This is a genomic window from Sinimarinibacterium arenosum (assembly GCF_005047655.1).
Taxonomy (GTDB): Bacteria; Pseudomonadota; Gammaproteobacteria; order Nevskiales; family Nevskiaceae; genus Solimonas.
This window is the reverse complement of sequence record NZ_SUKF01000002.1, coordinates 82,129-101,568: the sequence shown is the minus strand read 5'-3', so window position 1 is coordinate 101,568 and position 19,440 is coordinate 82,129. Positions and strand designations below refer to the sequence as shown.

Below are 19,440 nucleotides of genomic sequence, written 5' to 3'. Positions count from 1 at the left end.
GATAACGAATCGTTGCCGCAGCAGCCGGGAGCGATCATTGGCCGAGTGGCAGCGACTCCCACTCGGCGTCCGGGCTGCGCTTGACCATCACACCCTCCCGGGTGCCGAGCAGATAGATCTTGCCCCAGTAACCGAACTTGTAACCCTGCTCATTGAACCCACCGGGGCCGTCGCGCAACGTTCGTGCACAGCCGATCAGCGAGGTCGCCCCGGAAAGGCTCCATTCGCCGTCCACTTTGACGCTGCAGGCACGGTAATCCGGTGCCGCGATCGGGCTGACCAGTGCCGGGGTCGGCTTGGCGGGTGCGGGGGTCGCTACGGGCGTCGGTACCGGTGTTGCGCGCGGTGCAGGCGTCGGTGCCGGCACTTCGACGGCGGCCGCCGGCGGGGGCGCCAAGGTCGGTATTGGCGTTGGCATCGGCAGATCGTCGCCGTAGAAGGTTTCGCCGGGCGGGATCGGTGACGCGATATAGGGGTTGACCGTTTCCGTTTCCGTTTCCGGGCTCGGTGTCGGAAGTGGAGTCGGCGTCGGAGCTGGCGTTGCGACCGGCGTCGGCTGCGGTGTCAGTTCCAGCGACATTTCCAGTGCCGTCTGCGGCACTGGCGTCGTGGCCAGCGGTTCAGGCGCAGGTGCCGGCGTCGGTTGCGGGGCCACCGCGATTGCGGGCGGCATCACAGTGCGCTGCATCGCCTGCTTTGAACCCAGCGAGCGCCAGCTGCCGCCGCGATCATCGGAACGATAGAAATAGCTGCGGTCGGCAGACAGGATGACATCGCCCCATTGCCCGAACTTGAAGCCCTGCTTGCCGTAGTTGGCGACGTCGGCATCAATGTGCCGCAGGCAGTCCGCCAGGGTGATCGCGCCCAGTTCCTGCCAGACGCCGCGGGCAAAAACCTTGCAATTCTGGGCTTCCGATGTCTGTGCCGACACCGGCGCGCTCAAGGCGCTTGCAGCGACGGCCCCCGCCATCGCAAGCCACATTCCCAGACGCATCAGCGTACCCCCGTCAACTCATTAGTAGCTGCGATGATACCCAAACGCCTTGGCGACCGTAGGACAGGAGCCCTCAGGCGGGTGTCGCGCCTCGGCGGAGCCGACCCAAAAGGCCCATCATGCGGGAGGCCAGGCTGATTTCCTCAACCTGGTTCAGCGGCGCGACGGCGTGCGCGATCACGCGTTCCGGCGCCTGGCGCAGGCTGCGGTGGTGCTTAATCGCGCTGAGGATGCTCATCGAGACGGTGCCGCGCCGCACCGGCTTGGGCAGCAGGCGAAACACCTGGCCCTGATTGATCAGGCCAACGAACACGCTGACGTCGTGAAACGGGGTCAGGACGATGGCCACCACTTCCGGGTACTGCGCCTTGAGCACTTTCAGCAGTGCCGTGACGCTCTCGCCTCCGACACTCAGTTCTGAAATCAGCACGCCGATCGCTTGCGTCTGCAGCAGTTCCAGCGCCTGATCGACGCTGCGTGCCCACATGACGGGATGGGCCTCGCCAACCAGATCGGAGACGGTGCGATAGACCGACTCGTCGTCATCGATCACCAGCACCGCCTCGCGCTGCGGCGGTGGGGCGGATAGAGCTGCCGCCGAAGGCTGCGCCGACGTGGAGAACAGCGCATGCGAGATCGTAGCCGCCTGCTGCACGGTGTCACGCAGTTCCGCGGCATCCCAGGGTTTCTGCACGAAGCGGAAAATTTCTCCCTCGTTGACTGAAGCCACCACGGCGTCGAGTTCTGAATAGCCGGTCAGCAGGATGCGCATGGTATTGGGCGAGCGCAGACGGACTTCGCGCAGCAGCTCGGCGCCGCGCATCTGCGGCATGCGCTGATCGCTGACGACGACGTGCACGCGTTCGCGGCCGACGTAGTCCAGCGCGGTCTGCGGATCGGTTGTCGCATGCAGGCTGTAGCGTCCACGGAACAGCATCGCCAGCGAACGCAGCACGCGTTCCTCGTCGTCGATCAGCAGCAGGGAAGGCGGTTGATTCATCGTCCTGGCCCTCAGGCGGCGATTGCGGCAGTGGTGGTGGCGTCGGCGGCGCGGCGCGGCAGGCTGACGACAAACTTGGTGCCGCGTCCCGGTTCGGAGACGACCTGCAGCGTGCCGCCGTGGCCCTGCACGATCTGGAAGCAGATCGACAAGCCAAGTCCGGTGCCCTGGCCGATCGGCTTGGTCGTGAAGAACGGATCGAAAATCTTCTTCAGATGCTCCGGAGCGATGCCCTTGCCGTTGTCCTGGATATGTACGCGGACCCAGCTGGCGTCGGCCTCGGTGCGCAGCAGGATCTTGCCAGCGTCGTGTTCGATCGCCTGTGCCGCGTTGCTGATCAGGTTCAGCAGCACCTGATTGATCTGCGACGGCGAACACGCCACTGCAGGAACCTCGGTGTAGCGCTTGATCACCTGCACACGGTTTTTCAGCACGTTGCCGGCGATGGTCAGGGTCTGGTCGAGACAGTCGTTCAGCGACACCGATGCAACGCGCGCCTGATCGAGGCGCGAGAAATTACGCAGATTGACGACCAGATCCTTGATCGTGTCGACGCCGAACAGGCTGTCACCGAACAGGGCGGCGGTATCGTCCAGCAGCGCCAGATCGTCGAGCGCCGCGACCTGCTCGCGACAGCGGCCGATCTGCCGCTCCAGTGCGACTTCGTCGGCATCGGGGTCGAGCAGCAGACGCGCCATCCGGTCGTGTTCGCGCAGCGCTTCGCTGGATTGGGTGAAGACGTCGCGGATCATCTCGAGGTTGTTGCGGACGTAACCCAGCGGCGTATTGATCTCGTGGGCCACGCCCGCGACCATCTGACCGAGCGACGCCATTTTCTCAGACTGCACCAGTTGCGCCTGCGAAGCTTTCAGCTGTCGGTAGGCTTCTCCGAGCTGACGCGAGCTGGACTCGACCCGCTGTTGCAGCGCCGACAGCAGGTCCATGACCACACCCATGCCGACGTATCTGCCGTCACGCACGACGACGAAATCCTCGGTGATCGGTGAACCCAGATGGGTGGTGACATAGCCGGCGGCCTGCTCCAGTGGCGCCATTTCATCAACGATCAATGGCGCCGTGTTCATGATCTGAATGACCGGCTTGGCGCCGTGCAGTTCGCGCCCGAATCGGCGCATGAAGATGCCGTTGAGCTGATGCCGGCTGACGCTGCCGATGACGCGCGAGTGCTCGACGACCGGCAGACACAGCATGCGCGCATAGCTCGGATGCAGGAATAGCTCCGCCGCTTCGTCGATGCTGGTTCCCGGCGACAGTGGACGCACGTCGAGCCGCAGTTGCGCAATATCGGACGTCGCCGTGGCGACCTGACGGGGTTCGGGCATCATGGTGAACGCCGGATGCTAATCGCGGCGCATGACAACCCGATTGCGGCGCGGTGGCATTGCCGCCACCCCGACGGCGTCAGTCAGTCGCAGTAATGCGCCAGCAATGATGCGGTGGCCGCGGACGGCGGAAATCCTCGTCGACGGTCTGCGCGGTGATGTCCTGACAGGCGCATCCGCTCAAGGCATCGGTATCGAGCTTGAAGCCACGACGGTTGGTCGAGAAATACAGGCAGCCGCCCGGCGCCAGCAGCGCCGCGCAAAGCTGGATCAGTTCGACATGGTCGCGCTGGATGTCGAGGGTCTCGTCCATGCGCTTGGAGTTCGAGAACGTCGGCGGATCGAGGAAGATCAGATCGAAGCGCTGACGGTTCGGCGCCGCGGCTTGCTGGCGCAGCCACACCAGACAGTCCGCGCGGACCAGTGCGTGGTGTGCGAGCGAGGCGCCGGGTTCGGGCGCGTGGGTGTAGTCCCAGGCGCGCAGATCGTTCAGCGCGAAATTCTGTTTGGCCCAGTCCAGATAGGTATTCGACAGGTCGACCGATACCGTCTGCGCGGCGCCGCCGACCGCCGCGTGCACGCTGGCGGCGCCGGTGTAGCAGAACAGATTGAGCATGCGTTTGCCGCGCGCTTCCTGCTGGATGCGCAGACGCATCGGCCGGTGATCGAGAAACAGGCCGGTATCGAGATAGTCGTCGAAGTTCACCTGCAGCCGGCAGCCGTGCTCGACCACCGTATAGAAGCGCTCGGTCTCGTTCTGCTTGCGGTACTGCGTGGTGCCTTTCTGTGCGCGCCGCAGTTTGTAGTGGATCTGTGCGGCCGGGAGTTCCAGCACGTCCTGCAGTCGCGCCAGCGCGGCGCGCAGGCGTTGCTCGGCCTTGGCCGGTTCGACAGTCTTGGGCGCGGCGTACTCCTGCACGTGCGCGTGCATTTCCGGTGTCGCGTATAGGTCCACCACCAGCGCGTAGTCGGGCAGGTCGGCGTCATAGACGCGGTAATTGGTGACGCCGTTGCGGCGCGCCCACTTGGCCAGATGACGCGCGTTCTTGCGCAGTCGGTTGGCGAAGTCCTCGCCGCCGCCGACCGGCGCGGCCGCGGCGGCGCTGGCTGACTGCGCCCGGATCTCGAAGCACAGCAACTTGCAGGCGATCGCGCCGTTGTACAGCGTATGGATCGCGTGCGCGCTGAGTCCAAGACGGGGGCCGAGATCGCCCCGCGCGGTGAACACCGCGGCGCGCCAGCCGCCGAATTGCTGCTTCAGATGCACGCCGAGCAGTGAATACAGTTTGATCAGCTCGGCTTCGGCACCCAGACGTTCGCCATACGGCGGATTGCTGACCCACAGGCCATGAGTGCCGGGCTCGGGGCGCATCTGCAGTGCATCGCCACATTCGACCTGGACCCAATCGCTCAATCCGGCACGGTGGATGTTGTCGCGCGCCGCGTTCACCGCCTGCGGGTCGAGATCGCCACCGCGGATGTGATTGCGCACGACAGCCAGTCCGGCAGTGCGGCGCTGCCGCGCTTCATCGGCCACCGCCTTCCAGCGTTCAGGCTGATGTCCGCGCCAGGCTTCGAAGCCCCAGCCACGACGCATCAGACCCGGCGCGATATCGGCGGCGATCATGGCGCCTTCGATCAGCAGCGTGCCGGAGCCGCACATCGGATCGAGCAGCGCAGCACCCTCGGCGGCCAACGCGGGCCAACCGGCGTGCATCAGGATTGCGGCGGCGAGGTTTTCCTTCATCGGGGCTTCGGTGCCGCTGCGGCGATAACCGCGCCGATGCAGCGACTCTCCGGCCAGATCCAGGCTCAGCGTGGCCTGATCGCGATCCAGATGAAGGTGAATACGGATGTCGGGATGGTCGGTGTCGACGTTGGGTCGATCGAACCCGGCGGCGCGAAAGCCGTCGACGATCGCGTCCTTGACCTTGAGGCCGGCATAGTGGGTATGGGTCAGCGTCGGCGAACGGCCGGCGACTTCGATGGCGAAGCTGCGGTCGGCATCGAACAGGCCTGGCCAGTCCACGGTGGCGGCTTCGGCGTACAGGGCATCGGCATCCGGGATGGCGAAGCGATGCAGCGGCATCAGCACCCGGCTGGCAATGCGCGACCACAGGCAGATGCGGTAGGCCGCATCCAGCGAGGCGACGCAGGCGACGCCGCCGGTACGCGCTTCGGGCGCATCGGCACCCAGCGCTGAGATTTCCGCGACGAGCAGGGTTTCAACGCCGCGCGGGCAACTGACGAACAATGAAATCGGTGACATGCGCCATTATCTCAGGCGCAGCGTGCGCGTGCGTCGCCCGGCGTGCAATCGGTACGGATTCAGGCGTCGCTGCGCGCCAGCCGACGCAGGTAGGTCTCGTAGACCTGGTCGCTGAAGCAGGCGAAGACGATATGACGCGGGTGGGTGCCGGTGGCGACATGGGCGCGGATTTCGCGCACTGCGATCGCCGCGGCCTGCTGCAGCGGGTAGCCGTAGACGCCGCAGGAGATCGCCGGAAACGCGATGCTGTCGATGCCATGCTGGGCCGCCAGTGCCAGCGTGTTGCGGTAACAGGCTGCGAGCAGCGCCGCTTCGCCGTGATCGCCGCCATGCCAGACCGGTCCGACCGTATGGATCACCCAGCGTGCGGGGAGTTCAAAGCCGGGGGTGATGCGCGCTTCGCCGGTCGGGCAGCCGCCCAGTTCGCGGCACGCGGCCAGCAGGGCCGGGCCCGCAGCGCGATGGATCGCGCCGTCCACGCCGGCGCCGCCGAGCAGCGATTCGTTCGCGGCATTGACGATGGCATCGACCGGCAGCTGCGTGATATCCGCCAGGCGGGCCTCGATCGACACGGACGGACTATTCATGACCTCATCTTATGCGCACCGGGCCGTGCGTGCCGAAGTGAGCGGCTCAGCTGCGTGCGGCGCGGGTGCGGATCAGGTGCCGCTCCAGTGCCAGGATTGCGCGTTGCAGGCGTTCGCGGCGATCGGCCTGCAGCGGCGCAAACTGCATGCCGACGCGCCAGCCGTGGCGGACGGCGGTGCTGGAGCGCAGCTCGGCTTCGGTGTCCAGTTTGAGTCCGGGCAGATCGATCTGGCACTGCAGACTGCTGCCGATCGGCGCTTCAAGCGGTCGTGACAGCAATGCGGCGGCGCCGTCGGTTGAAATATCTGCCAGGGGGGCATGGCATTCGGTGCCGGCGTGAACAATGTGCGAGGGTGCGAGCCCCAGCCGTGGCGACAGCGGCAGCCGGAAGTTGATGCGACGCTCGCGCACAAAGGCGGTATGCGGAAAGGCGATGCGCAGGGCCGGCAGCTTCTCGACCCGACACGGACCGATGACTTCGCTGCGCAGGCGCAGATCGCCGCCGTCGATGCGGGCGTGGATGGCCATGCCGGTGCCGGCAGTCGGCGCGGTCAGTGGTGGCGGGTGCAGTGCGTCCAGATCGACATGGCTGTAGTTCGGGCCGACCGCGATGACCAGGCTGCTGTACCAGCGCGGGGCGCCGGCCAGCCGTACCGACAGGATTGCGTGGTTCAGGCGCAGGCGATGCAGCAGGGATTCGATCGGCGCCGGGCGTCGCAGCAACAAGCCGCGCTCGTCGCCCGTATCCGGCGACGGTGTACTCACGCCAGGCCGAACGACCGCGTGCCGACCGGTCCTCCGGAATAACCCGTACGACCGTAGGTTTGCGCACTCTGCGTCGGGAAAATCACTTCCAGCGCGGCGCGCACCTGCGTCTGGCGCACGTCCAGTACCGCGGCGTTACGTCGATTGGCGGTATGGCACTCGGTTGCGAGTTCGAGAATTTCGTTCCACTGCTGGGACAGCGTGGCGGCGTCCGGCACGGCCTCGAACATCGCATCAACCGACGCGAAGTTTCCGTCGCGGCGCAGACGCATCAGATCGTCGCCCAGAGCGCGCAGGTTTTCGGCCGCAGCGGCCTTGGTCTGGGTCACGCGCAGCAGCGTTTCAGCATCGTTCGCGGTCAAGGCCCGGTGTTCTTCCTCCAGGGTCGATTGCAGCACCGCAGTGCAGTCGAGATGCTGTTGAAGGTTGTCCTTCAGGCGCTGGCCGAGTTGCGAGTTCATCTCTGTGACAAGTCCCATTCCATGCGTGCCAGCTTGCTGGCGATGCTTTTGGCGTCAACCGTGTAGCTGCCATCGTCCAGCGCCTGCCGGACCTGTGCCACACGGGCCGTGTCGACCGCCGGAGCTTTGGCGGCGGCCTGTTCGAGCTGTTGCATCAGTTGTGCCTGGCCGGTCAGTTTCACGGAATCACCGCCTGCTTCGCCGGCAATGCCCTCGGCAGCGCGGTCGCCGTCGCCGTCCACACCCGAGCTGGATGTGGCCGCCTTGCTCCGCACGGTGGGTGGGGTGATCTGGGGGCCATAATTCTGAATCTTGGTCATTGACGGGACTCCTGAGGGCTTGCGCCAGTCCCCTTATCGGCAGCACTTGCAGGTTCTTTAATGCCGTGTTGCCTCATTGCGGTGACAGCCGCCGAAAGCCTGCCGTTCACAGCCGGATCTCGACCACGCCTCGGGCGCTGACCACGCCCTCGACGATGCGTTTGGAACTGTCATTCTGCACCCGGACGCGGTCGCCCTCGGCGCCGTCATTCATGGCTTTGCCGCTGGTGCGGACTTCCAGCCCGCCGGCGCGCCCGAGGACCGTCACGATATCGCCGCGATGCACCAGACGCTCGCCCTCGACGTCATTTGGCGTCAGCGCTGTGCCGGCCGGGATCGAGCGTCGCAGCTGCTGGCCGAGACCGGCCCTGAGCGTGTCGAGGTAGCCGAAGGGCATCTGCGCGACGTCGCGCTCCTGCAGTTCCATCATCGAGGCGTCCAGCACATCGCCGCGCGCCGCGCTGCGTGACAGCACGACGACCGGGCGCGGATCGCTGATGCGAACGGCGACATAGACGGTCCATGCCGGCGCTGCGCAGCGCACCGCCACCGTTGCCTGTGCGCCGCGGATTGTGGGCGGGTCGGCCTGCGGCGATTCCTCGCACTCGGCCAGACGCAGCCGCGGGTCCAGGCCGTTCGCGGACACCTGCGCGCTCGGCGGCAGTTGGGCGGCGGCAGCGGCCTGGGCGACGGACTGGATCCGCTGCAACGGCTCCGCCGTCTGCGCCGAGGCCATCGCCATCGGCAGCATCAGCAGCAGGCCGCGCACCGTCAGAACCCACATTCGCCGTTTCATTCACCCATTTCCGCAGTCTTCAATGAGGGCACTCAAGGCAAGGCCTGTGCCAGGGACAGGGATATCGGCGCCAGCGTCCGCAGCTAAAGTCCGGAGGCTGGCTGCCGATAGCAACGCAAGCACAAGAGCCCCCAGACATGGCAACCGGACTCCTCGAAAGCATCGATCGCAGCACCCAGCTGGCCGGACACAACCGTCTGGCCCTGCTGCTGTTCCATCTCGGGCCGCGTCAAATCTTTGGCATCAACGTGTTCAAGGTGCAGGAAGTCATCCGCACGCCGCACCTGTCGAGCATGCCGGGGGCGCACACCTACATCGCCGGAGTTGCCGAAATCCGCGGGCGCGTGATTCCGGTGATCGACCTGCAGCGTGCCATCGGGATCGGTTCTGCCATCCCGAGCGGCCATGCCCACGTCATCGTTGCCGAGTTCAATCGTTCGGTGCAGGGCTTTCTGGTCAGCAGCGTCGATCGCATCGTGCATATCGACGTGGCCCAGTTGCAGCCGCCGCCGTCGAACAGCGGCGAGGGCTATCTGACGGCGATTACGCGTTACAACGACGAACTGGTCGAAATCATTGACGTCGAGAAGGTGCTGTCCGAAGTGGCAGGGGGCAGTCCGGAGCTGGCGCAGGACACCGTCGATACCGCGCGCATGCTCGATGCCGGTGGACGCAAGGTGCTGGTGGTCGACGACTCGCGCGTGGCGCGCAATCAGATCGAGCGCGTGCTGCGGCAGATCGGAGTCGAACCGATTCTGGTCAACGACGGCGCCGAGGCATTGCGCCAGCTGCAGTCGATGGCCGCGCAGGGGCCCTTGGACGACCGCCTGCTGATGGTCATCTCGGACGTCGAAATGCCGAATATGGACGGCTACACGCTGACGACGGAAATCCGACGCGACCCGCGGCTGAAGGATTTGTACGTGATGCTGCACACCTCGCTGTCGGGCATTTTCAACAATGCCATGGTGCAGAAGGTCGGCGCAGACCGATTCATTGCCAAATTCAGCTCTGGAGAGCTTGCTGGCGGTGTGATCGAGCGTCTCGAAGCGGTGCAGGGACACGCGCTGGCCTGATTCCGGGGCACCCTCTGGCACAGGACTTGCCCCCGTCCAGTCACATGTCAGTGACAGGACGTTCAGATGGCTGGTTCAGATCCTCTATTCGGTGTGCACCCGGCGGCGATGCAGCTGCAGCGCCGCCGTATGGAGCTGATCGCCTCCAACATCGCCAATGCCGACACGCCCGGATTCAAGGCGCGTGATCTCGATTTCCGCAAAGTGCTGGCCTCGACCGAGGCACAGGCTTCCGGCTCGGCCGTCTCCCTGGCGCTGACGCCCAGCAACGGTTCCTCCAGTCTCGGTACCGGCCTCAACGAGGGCGCCAGCGATGTCGCCAGTGTCTACCGCGTGCCGCTGCAGCCGTCCGTGGACGGCAATACCGTCGATACCCAGATCGAGCAGGCGCAGTTCGCCGATGCGGCGCTGCGCTACCAGGCGAGCCTGAATTTCCTCGACGGCCGCATCAAAAGCCTGATCACGGCGCTGACCGGCCAGTAAGGAGTACACGCATGTCCCGAATATTCGATATCGCCGGTTCCGCGCTCGCTGCACAGTCGGTGCGCCTGAATACCGTCGCCAGCAATCTGGCCAACGCCGATGCCGTCGGCAGCGATCCGGACGCGGTCTACAAGGCGCGCATGCCGGTGTTCAGAACGATCAACGATCCCGGCTCGAAGGATTCGGCCGGCGTCCAGGTCATGGGCGTGGTCGAGTCACAGGCCGCGCCGGAAAAGCGTTACGAGCCCGGCCATCCAATGGCCGACGCCGAGGGCTATGTCTATGCGCCCAACGTCAACGTCGTCGAGGAGATGGTCAACATGATCTCGGCGTCGCGGTCCTATCAATCCAGCATTGAAGTGATGAACACCGCCAAAGATCTGGCGCTGCGCACGCTGACGCTGGGCAAGTAATCGAGGTCATTCCATGAGCGGCGTAACAGCGACAAGCGGCAGCTCCACTTTTTCAGACCTGGGTCTGACTTTGCAGAGCAATTCCGGCAAGAAGGAACTGGGTCAGCAGGACTTTCTCGCGTTGATGACAGCGCAGCTGCAGAACCAGGATCCGATGAATCCGATGGACAACGCCGACTTCCTCGGGCAGCTCGCGCAGTTCAGTACGGTTCAGGGCATTCAGACGATGAATGATTCGCTGAGCAACCTGACGGCCTCGCTGACTTCGGATCAGGCGCTGCAGGCGGCATCACTGGTCGGTCACGACGTCATGGTGTTGTCCGATACCGGCTATCTGCCGACCGACGGCAATCTGCGTGGCGGTGTCTACACCAGCGCCAGCGGCGAGGTCTCCGTTGACGTGCTCGACGCGTCCGGCCAGGTGGTCGACACGGTGAATCTGGGAACGCAGCCGGCCGGTCTGGTCGATTTCGAGTGGGACGGCTTCAATGCCGGCGGCGAGCGCATGGCCGAAGGCAACTATTCGCTCAGCGCGCGCCTGACCCAGGGCAGCACGCAGATTGCGGTACCGACGCTGGTGATTTCCAGCGTCAACAGCGTTGCACTGAATTCCGGTGGACTTGAGCTGGAGCTCCAGGGTCTGCCTTCCGTCAACTTCGACGACGTCTACAAGATTCTCTAAGGAGACCCTGCCATGTCTTTTCGTATCGCCCTGTCCGGTCTGAACGCTTCGACCGCCGATCTCAACGTCACCGCCAACAACATCGCCAACGCCAACACCACCGGCTTCAAACAGTCGCGTGCAGAGTTCGGTGATCTGTTCCCGATTTCATCCTACGGATTGTCCTCGACCGCGATCGGCGCCGGTGTGCGCCTGTCGGATGTGTCGCAGCAGTTTGCACAGGGTGCGATCGATTTCACCGACAACTCGCTGGATCTCGCGATCTCGGGCGAGGGCTTCTTCACGCTGTCGGACAACGGTACCAAGGTCTACAGCCGTGCCGGCGCCTTCGGCACCGACAAGGACGGCTACGTCGTGAATTCAGCAGGCAATCGCTTGCAGGTGTTCCCGCCGGTGCTTGGCGGGGCCAGCTTTGATACTGCGAATCTGGCGGATCTGCAGTTGTCTGCCGGCGACAATCCGCCGCTGGCGACGAGCTCGATCAACGCGAAGTTCAATGTGCCGGCGGACGCTGCGGTGCCGGCGACGTCGCCGTTCGATGTCTCTGACCCGACGACCTACAACTACACGACGTCGGTGACGACCTACGATTCGCTGGGCTCGGCGCATACCGCCAGCCTGTATTTCGTCAAGACCGCGACGCCGAATACCTGGGAAGTCTATTCGCAGATCGACGGTACGACCCTGGGGGGTGCGACGACGCTGGAGTATTCCGACAGCGGCGTGCTGCTGACGCCGGCAAACGGTCAGATCGTGCTGCCGGCGTTCACGCCGACCACCGGCGCCGCCGACATGAACATCACGCTGAACGTCGCCGATTCGACGCAGTACGGCGGCAACTTCAGCGTCAGCACCCTGACGCAGGACGGCTACACCACCGGCCAGCTGACTGGCATCGAGATCACCGCCGAGGGTGTGGTGCAGGCGCGCTATACCAACGGCCAGGCCACGCCGCTGGGGCAGCTGGCGCTGGCACGCTTTCCCAACAATCAGGGTCTGCAGCAGCTGGGTGATACGGCCTGGGGTGATTCCTACACCGCCGGGCAGGTCATCATGGGCACTGCGGGTTCGGCCAACTTCGGCAACATCCAGTCGGGTGCGCTCGAAGCGTCGAACGTCGATCTGACCGAACAGCTGGTCAACATGATCACCGCGCAGCGCAACTTCCAGGCGAACTCGCAGATGATCTCGACCGAAGATCAGATCACGCAGACGATTCTGAACATCCGGTAATTGATCACCGGGCACCGGAGATACTGAAATGGACCGCGCTCTCTATGTCGCCATGACCGGCGCTGCGCAGACGTTCAAGGCGCAGGCGGTCAACAGCCACAACCTGGCGAATGCATCGACCACGGGTTTCCGTGCCGAGCTGATCGCCAACACGCCGCAGGAAGTCACCGGGGCCGGATTGCCTTCGCGCGTCAATGCGCTGGGCGCCGGCATCGGCTGGGATGCCAGCGGTGGCGCGATCCAGCAGACCGGACGCGATCTCGATGTGGCGATGCGTGACGATGTCTGGCTGGCGGTGCAGTCCAGCGACGGCGGCGAAGCCTATACCAAGGCGGGCAACCTGCAGATCGACAGTGCTGGCCAGCTGCGGCTGGCCAGCGGGCAGGCCGTGATGGGCGATGGCGGTCCGTTGTCGGTGCCGCCGAGCACGCAGCTGTCGATCGGTGGTGACGGCACCATTTCAGTGGTCTCGCAGGGGCAGGGCGCAGAAACCCTGGTTGCGGTCGGACGGCTGCGCACGGTCGCTGCGCGCCCGGAGCAACTGGCGCGCAGTGAAGACGGACTGATGCGGGCCAAGCCGGGTGAAGTGCTGGATCCCGCCGCGGGCAATGTCGTCATGTCCGGTGCGCTGGAGTCCAGCAACGTCAATCTGCCCGAGGCGATGGTCAACATGATCAGCCTGTCACGACAGTTCGAAATGCAGGTCAAGCTGATGCGCACCGCGGAGAACAACGCCGAAGCTGCGGCGACGCTGGTGCGTATGGGCGGCTGATCGCACGCATTCCGTTTATCCCTCTGAGCAATACGTTCGGCGCCTGCGGGCGCCGAAATCACGAGTGCGGCCCGCAACTCCCGCCTGTATCGGCGGTGTCGTCATCTTGGCGCGGCTCCCTGGTCCAGAACTTGTAAGACCTCATGCGAGGCGGAAATCCGTCATCGGAGGTCAAGCATGAATCAAGCACTGTGGGTCGCCAAGACCGGACTCGATGCGCAGCAGACGCGCATGACGGTCATTTCCAACAACCTGGCCAACGTCAACACCAGCGGCTTCAAACGCGCTCGCGCGAACTTTGAAGATCTGCTGTATCAGACCGAGCGCCAGCCGGGCGGGCAGACGTCGCAGCAGACGCAGGCACCGTCGGGTCTGATGCTGGGCACGGGTGTGCGCACGGTCTCGACCGAGAAACTGTTTACCCAGGGCAATCTGGTGCAGACCGGCAACCCGCTAGATCTCGCCATCAACGGCCGTGGCTTTTTCCAGATCCAGTTGCCGGACGGCACGCTGGGCTACTCGCGCGACGGTTCGTTCCAGATGGACAGCCAGGGCCAGCTGGTGACGTCCAGCGGCTATACCGTGCAGCCGGGGATCAGCATTCCGGCCAACGCGCAGAGCATCACCATCGGCAGTGACGGAACCGTGTCGGTCCAGCTCGCGGGCAGCAGCTCGTCGCAGCAGGTCGGCAGTCTGACCATCGCCGACTTCATTAACCCCGGTGGCCTGCAGCCCAAGGGCGAGAACCTGTACGTCGAAACCGCATCCAGCGGCGCACCGCAGACCGGCGCGCCGGGACAGAGCGGACTCGGCGTGCTGAATCAGGGTTCGGTCGAGTCGTCCAACGTCAATGTCGTGGAAGAGCTGGTCAACATGATCGAGACGCAGCGTGCGTACGAGATGAACTCGAAAGCGATCTCGACCACCGATCAGATGCTGTCCTACGTGTCGAACAACCTGTGAGTACGGTCGTGAAAGTTCTGTTTCTGCTTCCGCCGCTGGTGTTGCTGGCGGCATGCTCCGGCGGCAAGGTGCGGCCGGAAGAGATGGCGCCGCCGCCGGTGATTGCGGATGGCTCGATCTATCGTGCCGACAACAACATCGTGTTGTTCGAGGACCGCAAGGCGCGCCAGGTAGGCGACATCCTGACGATTCTGCTGGTCGAGAAGACCGACGCCTCGAAGTCCGCCAACACCAGCACCAGCAAAGGCACCTCGATCGGCATCAATCCGCCGACGATCGCCGGGCGACCCGTCACCGTTGGTGGCACCGAAGTGCTGAATTTCGACGTCGGTACCGAGCAGTCGTTCGAAGGCAGTGGCGACAGCAACCAGTCCAATGCGCTGAGCGGGTCGTTGAGCGCCATGGTCACCCGCGTGATGCCCAACGGCAATCTGGTGATCAGCGGACAGAAGCAGATCGCGCTGAATCAGGGGTCGGAGACGGTGTCGGTGGAGGGCATCGTGCGCCCGGCCGACATCCAGCCCGGCAACACCGTGACTTCGGATCGCATCGCCAACGCCAAGATCAAGTACGGCGGCAAGGGTGTGGTCGATGGCGCCAACTCAATGGGACTGGTTGCGCGCTTCTTCAATGCGTTCTTCCCGTTCTGACCGGAGACTTCGATGAACGCATCAACCCGCTTTCTGACCGCGACTCTCGGTGCACTGCTGGGCCTGGCGCTCAGCGCACCGGCCAGCGCGGAGCGCATCAAGGATCTGGCCAGCGTCCAGGGGCTGCAGAGCAACGCGCTGATCGGTTACGGCCTGGTCGTGGGCCTGGATGGCACCGGCGACCAGACCACGCAGGCGCCGTTCACGACGCAGAGCTTGCGCTCGATGTTGAACCAGTTGGGCGTGGTGGTGCCGACCAACGTCAATCCGCAGTTGAAGAACGTGGCCGCAGTGGCGATCTCTGCCGAACTGCCGCCGTTTTCCAAGCCGGGCCAGACCATCGATATCACCGTGTCGTCGATCGGCAATGCCGGCTCGCTGCGTGGCGGTGCATTGTTGATGACGCCGCTGAAGGGCGCTGACGGTCAGGTCTACGCGATTGCGCAGGGCAATGTTGTCGTCGGCGGTCTCGGGGTGTCCGGCAAGGATGGTTCGCGCATCTCGATCAATGTGCCCAGCTCGGGCCGCATTCCGAACGGCGCGACGGTGGAGCGTGACGTGCCGAACAATTTTGTCGGCAAGCCGGAACTGACGCTCAATCTGCATACGCCCGATTTCACCACGGCGGCGAGAGTCGCCGAGGCCGTCAACGCAGCGCTGGGCGGCGACTTTGCCCGCGCACTGGATCCGGTTTCGGTGTCAGTGCTGGCGCCTACGGACGCCAACCGTCGCGTCGCCTTTATGGCGGAGTTGGAGCGCATCGAACTGACGCCGGGTGAAGCCGCGGCGCGCGTGGTGATTAATTCACGGACCGGTACCGTCGTGATCGGCAGTCACGTGCGCGTGATGCCGGCCGCTGTGGCTCACGGCTCCCTGGCCGTGACGATTTCCGAGAAACCCAAAGTTTCACAACCGGCGCCGTTTTCAGATGGCGCAACGGTGGTCGTGCCGGAGTCCTCGATCCAGGTAACGCAGGAAGGCGCCGGGCGCATGTTCGTGTTCGATGCCGGAGTGTCGCTGGACGATCTGGTCCGGGCCGTGAATCAGGTCGGCGCAGCGCCGGGCGATCTGGTTGCCATCCTCGAGGCGCTGCGTGAGGCCGGTGCATTGCGCGCCGAACTCACAGTCATTTAGAGCACCGCTCGCGGAGGAGATGGCGCCATGATCAACAGCCAGGTCAATGCATTCGACTTTTCCCAGTTCTCGGGTCTGCGTGCACAGGCGCGCGGCAACGAGAGCCAGGCGCTTGAAAAGATTGCGCCCAAGTTCGAGTCCATGATGCTGCAGCAGATGCTGAAGAATATGCGCTCCGCCAGTCTGGGCGACGATGCGCTGGGTGGCGAGCAGACCGCGTTCTACCAGGAAATGTTCGACCAGCAGATCTCCGAGCAGCTGGCTGCCAGCAAGGGCTTCGGCGTTGCCGACATGCTGATCCGCCAGCTGAAGGTCGGACCTGAACTCACGGATACGGCGGCGGAATCGGCCGCCAAGGCCGCGACCAGACCGTTGACTGCGACTTCGGCATCGGCCGGCATCAAGCTGGCAACGACTGCCGCTTCACCGATGCTCGCGGAGCAAGCGCCGGAGCTGCCGAGCGACTGGCGGCCGAAGACCCCGACGGAATTTGCCGAAGCGGCGCTGCCGGCGGCGCGCAACGCCGCGCGCATGCTCGGCATTCAACCCGAGGTTCTGGTGGCTCAGGCGGCGCTGCAGAGCGGCTGGGGGCGGCAGCAGCCGCGCCAGAGCGGCGGCGACACCTCGTTCAACGTCTTCAACGTCAAGGCCGGATCGGACTGGGACGGCGATGTCGTCAGTCAGCGCAGCAGCCGTCTGTTCGGACCGCACGGGACCGGCCGCACCGCTTACCGGGCCTATGATTCGCTGGAGTCTGCTTTCAACGACTATGCGCAATCGATCAAGAATGACCCGCGCTATGCCGATGCCTTGCAGCACGGAGGCGATGGCCAGAAATTCATTGCCGGGCTGCAGGCAGCCGGCTATGCGACCGATTCGAATTACGCCGACAAGGTCATGCGCATTGCCGAAGGCAGCACCGTTCAGGCGGCGCGCAGTGCCATCGGCAGGACCGATGTCGCAACGGGCGTAGCCCAGCCGGACGCGGTGTTCGTGCAGCGGCGCATTGCCGCGGTAGCACAGGGCGCCCAGGCGGAAACCGTGGCATCAGCCGGCAAAGCTGCCGGCGAAGCCGTTGTGGCGTCAGCCGTTCCCGACAACTGGCGCCCGCGTTCCGCAGCCGAATTCGTCAGCACGGTGATGCCGCACGCGCGTCAGGCCGCCGAGAAGATCGGCGTGCCGGCCGAGGTCCTGGTCGCCCAGGCGGCACTGGAGACCGGCTGGGGCCGGCATCAGCTGCGGCACCCCGATGGCAGCGCCTCATTTAACTTTTTCGGGATCAAGGCCGATAAGAGATGGCAGGGCTCAGATGTGAGCTCCCGGACCACCGAATTCAGCCAAGGACGTATGCACAGAACCCAGGCCAGCTTCCGCTCATATGACTCGATCGCCGACGCGTTCGACGACTATGTGAACTTCCTGCAGTCGAATCCGCGCTATGCGGACGCACTGCGGCACGGCGGCGACGCGCGCCAGTTCACCAGCGGGTTGCAGAAGGCCGGGTATGCCACCGATCCACGCTATTCGGACAAGATCATGCGCATCGCGCACGGTCGCACCATGAACACGGCGCTGGCCAAGACCGGCGCGGCGCGGGCACTGACGGTGTAAGGCCATGGCCGATCTTCTCTCCATCGGGCTGTCGAGTCTGCGTGCAACGACAACGGCGTTGCACACGACCAGCAACAATATCGCCAACGTCAATACCGAAGGGTATACGCGCCAGGGCGTGAGTTTTGTGTCGCGGACTCCGCAGGCGGCCGGCGGTGGGTACATCGGCACCGGCGTCAGCGTGGGCTCGATCAGCCGCATCACCGATGCGCTGGTCACCAAGCGCCTGCTGTCCGGCAACTCGGCGTATCAGCGGCTGGAAGTGCTGTCCAATTACGCATCGCGGGTCGACACGCTGACCTCGGATCCGACCACGGGCGTGTCCAAGGCGCTCACGGGCTTCCTGGATGCGGCCAACACGCTGGCGCAGAACCCGACACTGGATGCGGCACGCAACGGCCTGCTGTCGGCTGCCGAGTCGCTGTCATCCAGCTTCGGCATGATGCAGTCCGAGCTGGATCAGATGGCGTCCGAAGTCACCAGCGCCGCGACGTCCACGGTCGATCAGATCAACGGGTACACCGCCCAGATCGCCAAGATGAACGAGACCATCGTGCTGGCGCAGGCGCGCGCGGGCGGTGATCCGCCGAACGACCTGCTCGATCAGCGCGATCAGATGATCCAGCAGCTGTCGGGCCTGATCGGTGTTTCAACCGTGGCCCAGGACGATGGCAGCGTCAACGTGTTTACCGCGACCGGTCAGTCGCTGGTGCTGGGACAGCTCAGCACCAATCTGGGCGTCAAGGGCGACGCCTACAACAGCGGCGCGATCGAGATTACCTACGCGGGTGCGACCATCACCGGTCAGATCAGCGGCGGACAGCTGGGCGGACTGGTCGATACCTTGCGCCAGGTTATCGAGCCGGCGCGTAACGGGCTGGGCGAGATGGCCGCCGGACTGGTTGAAGCGGTCAATGCCCAGCATGCCCAGGGTCTGGATGCCTACGGCGAACTGGGCGGAGAATTTTTCAGCGCGTTGAGCGTGACGGGATTGCCGAACGCAAACAACAGCGGCAGTGCCAGTGTCACCGCACAGATCGGTGCTTCCGGTGATCTCACCGGTAACGACTATCTGCTGCGGTATGACGGCAGCAACTGGAGCATGACCAATCGCAGTACCGGCGCGGCGGTTCCGCTGTCCGGAAGCGGCACGGCGCTGGATCCTTTCGTCGCCGACGGTCTTCAGTGGGAAGTCTCCGGCGCTCCGGCGGCAGGTGACAGCTTCCTGCTGCAGCCGACGCGCGAGCTCGCCGGGCAACTGTCATTGGCGATCACCGATCCGGGTCGGGTTGCCGCAGCGTCGCCGCTGGTGGTCGACACCGGCTTGAACAACAGCGGTACCGCGACCGTCAAAGCGCTCACGGTCGATGATGCCGGCAATGCGCAGCTGCTGGATGGTGTTTCGATCACGTTCACCAGCCCCAGCACCTATCAGATCAACGGCAGTGGCAGCTTCGCCTACACCAGCGGCAGTCCGATTTCGGTCAACGGCTGGTCGCTGACACTGAGCGGTCAGCCTGTAAGTGGCGATGCCTTCACGGTTTCAGCTGCCGGCGCAGGCAGCAGCGACAACGGCAATGCCCGCGCGCTGGCTGCGATCGGGCAGGGCGGCGTACTCGAAGGCGGCACGCAATCGCTGCTGAAGGCTGCCAGTGCGCTGGTTGCACGCGTGGGGCAGACCGCAAACCAGACTTCACTGAGCCTGGATGCACAGGCGTCGATCCAGGCACAGACGATTGCCGAGCAGCAGTCCGTGTCGGGCGTCAACCTCGATGAGGAGGCTGCCAACCTGCTGAAGTTCCAGCAGGCGTATCAGGCTTCGGCCCATGTGATCCAGGTGGCTGACGAGCTGTTCCAGACACTGATCAGCGCCGTGCGAGGCTAATC

At 64.7% G+C, this 19,440-nt stretch carries 20 protein-coding genes; 11 read left to right on the top strand and 9 right to left on the bottom strand.

Translation table 11 applies throughout. From position 1 onward, the window contains the following. Positions 1-34: 34 nt before the first annotated feature. From E4T66_RS03985 to flgA, 9 genes are all read right to left on the bottom strand, one after another. Entirely contained in the window at positions 35-994 is a 960-nt protein-coding gene (locus tag E4T66_RS03985; protein ID WP_136847621.1) for a hypothetical protein, read from the bottom strand. Positions 995-1,067: 73 nt separating this feature from the next. Beyond that, complete coding sequence (locus E4T66_RS03980) at positions 1,068-1,994, bottom strand: response regulator (RefSeq protein WP_136847620.1); 927 nt, start codon at positions 1,992-1,994, stop codon at positions 1,068-1,070. A gap of 11 nt (positions 1,995-2,005) precedes the next feature. After that, positions 2,006-3,340 (bottom strand): ATP-binding protein, encoded by a 1,335-nt coding sequence (locus E4T66_RS03975; protein WP_248679422.1) that lies wholly within the window; start codon positions 3,338-3,340, stop codon positions 2,006-2,008. A gap of 76 nt (positions 3,341-3,416) precedes the next feature. Beyond that, on the bottom strand, positions 3,417-5,606 hold the full coding sequence (gene rlmKL, locus E4T66_RS03970; RefSeq protein WP_136847619.1) for a bifunctional 23S rRNA (guanine(2069)-N(7))-methyltransferase RlmK/23S rRNA (guanine(2445)-N(2))-methyltransferase RlmL: 2,190 nt from the start codon (positions 5,604-5,606) through the stop codon (positions 3,417-3,419). Positions 5,607-5,665: 59 nt separating this feature from the next. Next, positions 5,666-6,193, bottom strand: coding sequence for an O-acetyl-ADP-ribose deacetylase (locus E4T66_RS03965; protein ID WP_136847618.1), 528 nt, complete (start codon positions 6,191-6,193; stop codon positions 5,666-5,668). Between the two features lie 46 nt (positions 6,194-6,239). Next, positions 6,240-6,959 carry a flagellar brake protein gene (locus tag E4T66_RS03960; protein ID WP_136847617.1) on the bottom strand — a complete coding sequence of 240 codons (720 nt, stop codon included), beginning with the start codon at positions 6,957-6,959 and terminating at the stop codon, positions 6,240-6,242. Then, positions 6,956-7,438 (bottom strand): flagella synthesis protein FlgN, encoded by a 483-nt coding sequence (locus E4T66_RS03955; protein ID WP_136847616.1) that lies wholly within the window; start codon positions 7,436-7,438, stop codon positions 6,956-6,958. The genes E4T66_RS03960 and E4T66_RS03955 overlap by 4 nt, the downstream gene beginning before the upstream one ends. Beyond that, on the bottom strand, positions 7,417-7,740 hold the full coding sequence (gene flgM / locus E4T66_RS03950; RefSeq protein WP_136847615.1) for a flagellar biosynthesis anti-sigma factor FlgM: 324 nt from the start codon (positions 7,738-7,740) through the stop codon (positions 7,417-7,419). The genes E4T66_RS03955 and flgM overlap by 22 nt, the downstream gene beginning before the upstream one ends. Positions 7,741-7,846: 106 nt before the next feature. After that, the gene (flgA, locus tag E4T66_RS03945) at positions 7,847-8,536 is read right to left on the bottom strand and encodes a flagellar basal body P-ring formation chaperone FlgA (RefSeq protein ID WP_136847614.1); all 690 of its coding nucleotides are present in this window, start codon (positions 8,534-8,536) and stop codon (positions 7,847-7,849) included. 137 nt (positions 8,537-8,673) lie between these two features. Between flgA and E4T66_RS03940 the strand changes: the two genes are divergently transcribed. The 11 genes from E4T66_RS03940 (at position 8,674) to flgK (ending at position 19,438) form a co-directional block, all read left to right on the top strand. Further along, positions 8,674-9,612 (top strand): chemotaxis protein CheV, encoded by a 939-nt coding sequence (locus E4T66_RS03940; RefSeq protein WP_136847613.1) that lies wholly within the window; start codon positions 8,674-8,676, stop codon positions 9,610-9,612. Between the two features lie 66 nt (positions 9,613-9,678). Then, positions 9,679-10,095, top strand: a complete 417-nt coding sequence (flgB, locus tag E4T66_RS03935; RefSeq protein ID WP_136847612.1) for a flagellar basal body rod protein FlgB — start codon at positions 9,679-9,681, stop codon at positions 10,093-10,095. Between the two features lie 11 nt (positions 10,096-10,106). Next, positions 10,107-10,508 carry a flagellar basal body rod protein FlgC gene (gene flgC, locus E4T66_RS03930; protein WP_136847611.1) on the top strand — a complete coding sequence of 134 codons (402 nt, stop codon included), beginning with the start codon at positions 10,107-10,109 and terminating at the stop codon, positions 10,506-10,508. A 13-nt stretch (positions 10,509-10,521) separates the two neighbouring features. After that, on the top strand, positions 10,522-11,190 hold the full coding sequence (locus E4T66_RS03925) for a flagellar hook assembly protein FlgD (protein ID WP_136847610.1): 669 nt from the start codon (positions 10,522-10,524) through the stop codon (positions 11,188-11,190). Positions 11,191-11,202: 12 nt separating this feature from the next. Continuing rightward, a complete protein-coding gene (flgE, locus tag E4T66_RS03920) occupies positions 11,203-12,423 on the top strand; it encodes a flagellar hook protein FlgE (RefSeq protein ID WP_136847609.1) in 1,221 nt (406 codons plus the stop codon). Between the two features lie 28 nt (positions 12,424-12,451). After that, entirely contained in the window at positions 12,452-13,195 is a 744-nt protein-coding gene (locus E4T66_RS03915) for a flagellar basal body rod protein FlgF (RefSeq protein WP_136847608.1), read from the top strand. 177 nt (positions 13,196-13,372) lie between these two features. Further along, entirely contained in the window at positions 13,373-14,158 is a 786-nt protein-coding gene (gene flgG / locus E4T66_RS03910; RefSeq protein WP_136847607.1) for a flagellar basal-body rod protein FlgG, read from the top strand. An 8-nt stretch (positions 14,159-14,166) separates the two neighbouring features. Continuing rightward, positions 14,167-14,808: a flagellar basal body L-ring protein FlgH gene (locus E4T66_RS03905; protein ID WP_248679419.1), complete on the top strand. Its 642-nt coding sequence runs from the start codon at positions 14,167-14,169 to the stop codon at positions 14,806-14,808. A gap of 12 nt (positions 14,809-14,820) precedes the next feature. Continuing rightward, the gene (locus E4T66_RS03900) at positions 14,821-15,942 is read left to right on the top strand and encodes a flagellar basal body P-ring protein FlgI (RefSeq protein ID WP_136847606.1); all 1,122 of its coding nucleotides are present in this window, start codon (positions 14,821-14,823) and stop codon (positions 15,940-15,942) included. 27 nt (positions 15,943-15,969) lie between these two features. Next, positions 15,970-17,553, top strand: coding sequence for a flagellar assembly peptidoglycan hydrolase FlgJ (gene flgJ / locus E4T66_RS03895; RefSeq protein WP_136847605.1), 1,584 nt, complete (start codon positions 15,970-15,972; stop codon positions 17,551-17,553). Positions 17,554-17,557: 4 nt separating this feature from the next. Beyond that, the gene (gene flgK / locus E4T66_RS03890; RefSeq protein ID WP_136847604.1) at positions 17,558-19,438 is read left to right on the top strand and encodes a flagellar hook-associated protein FlgK; all 1,881 of its coding nucleotides are present in this window, start codon (positions 17,558-17,560) and stop codon (positions 19,436-19,438) included. Positions 19,439-19,440: the final 2 nt, after the last annotated feature.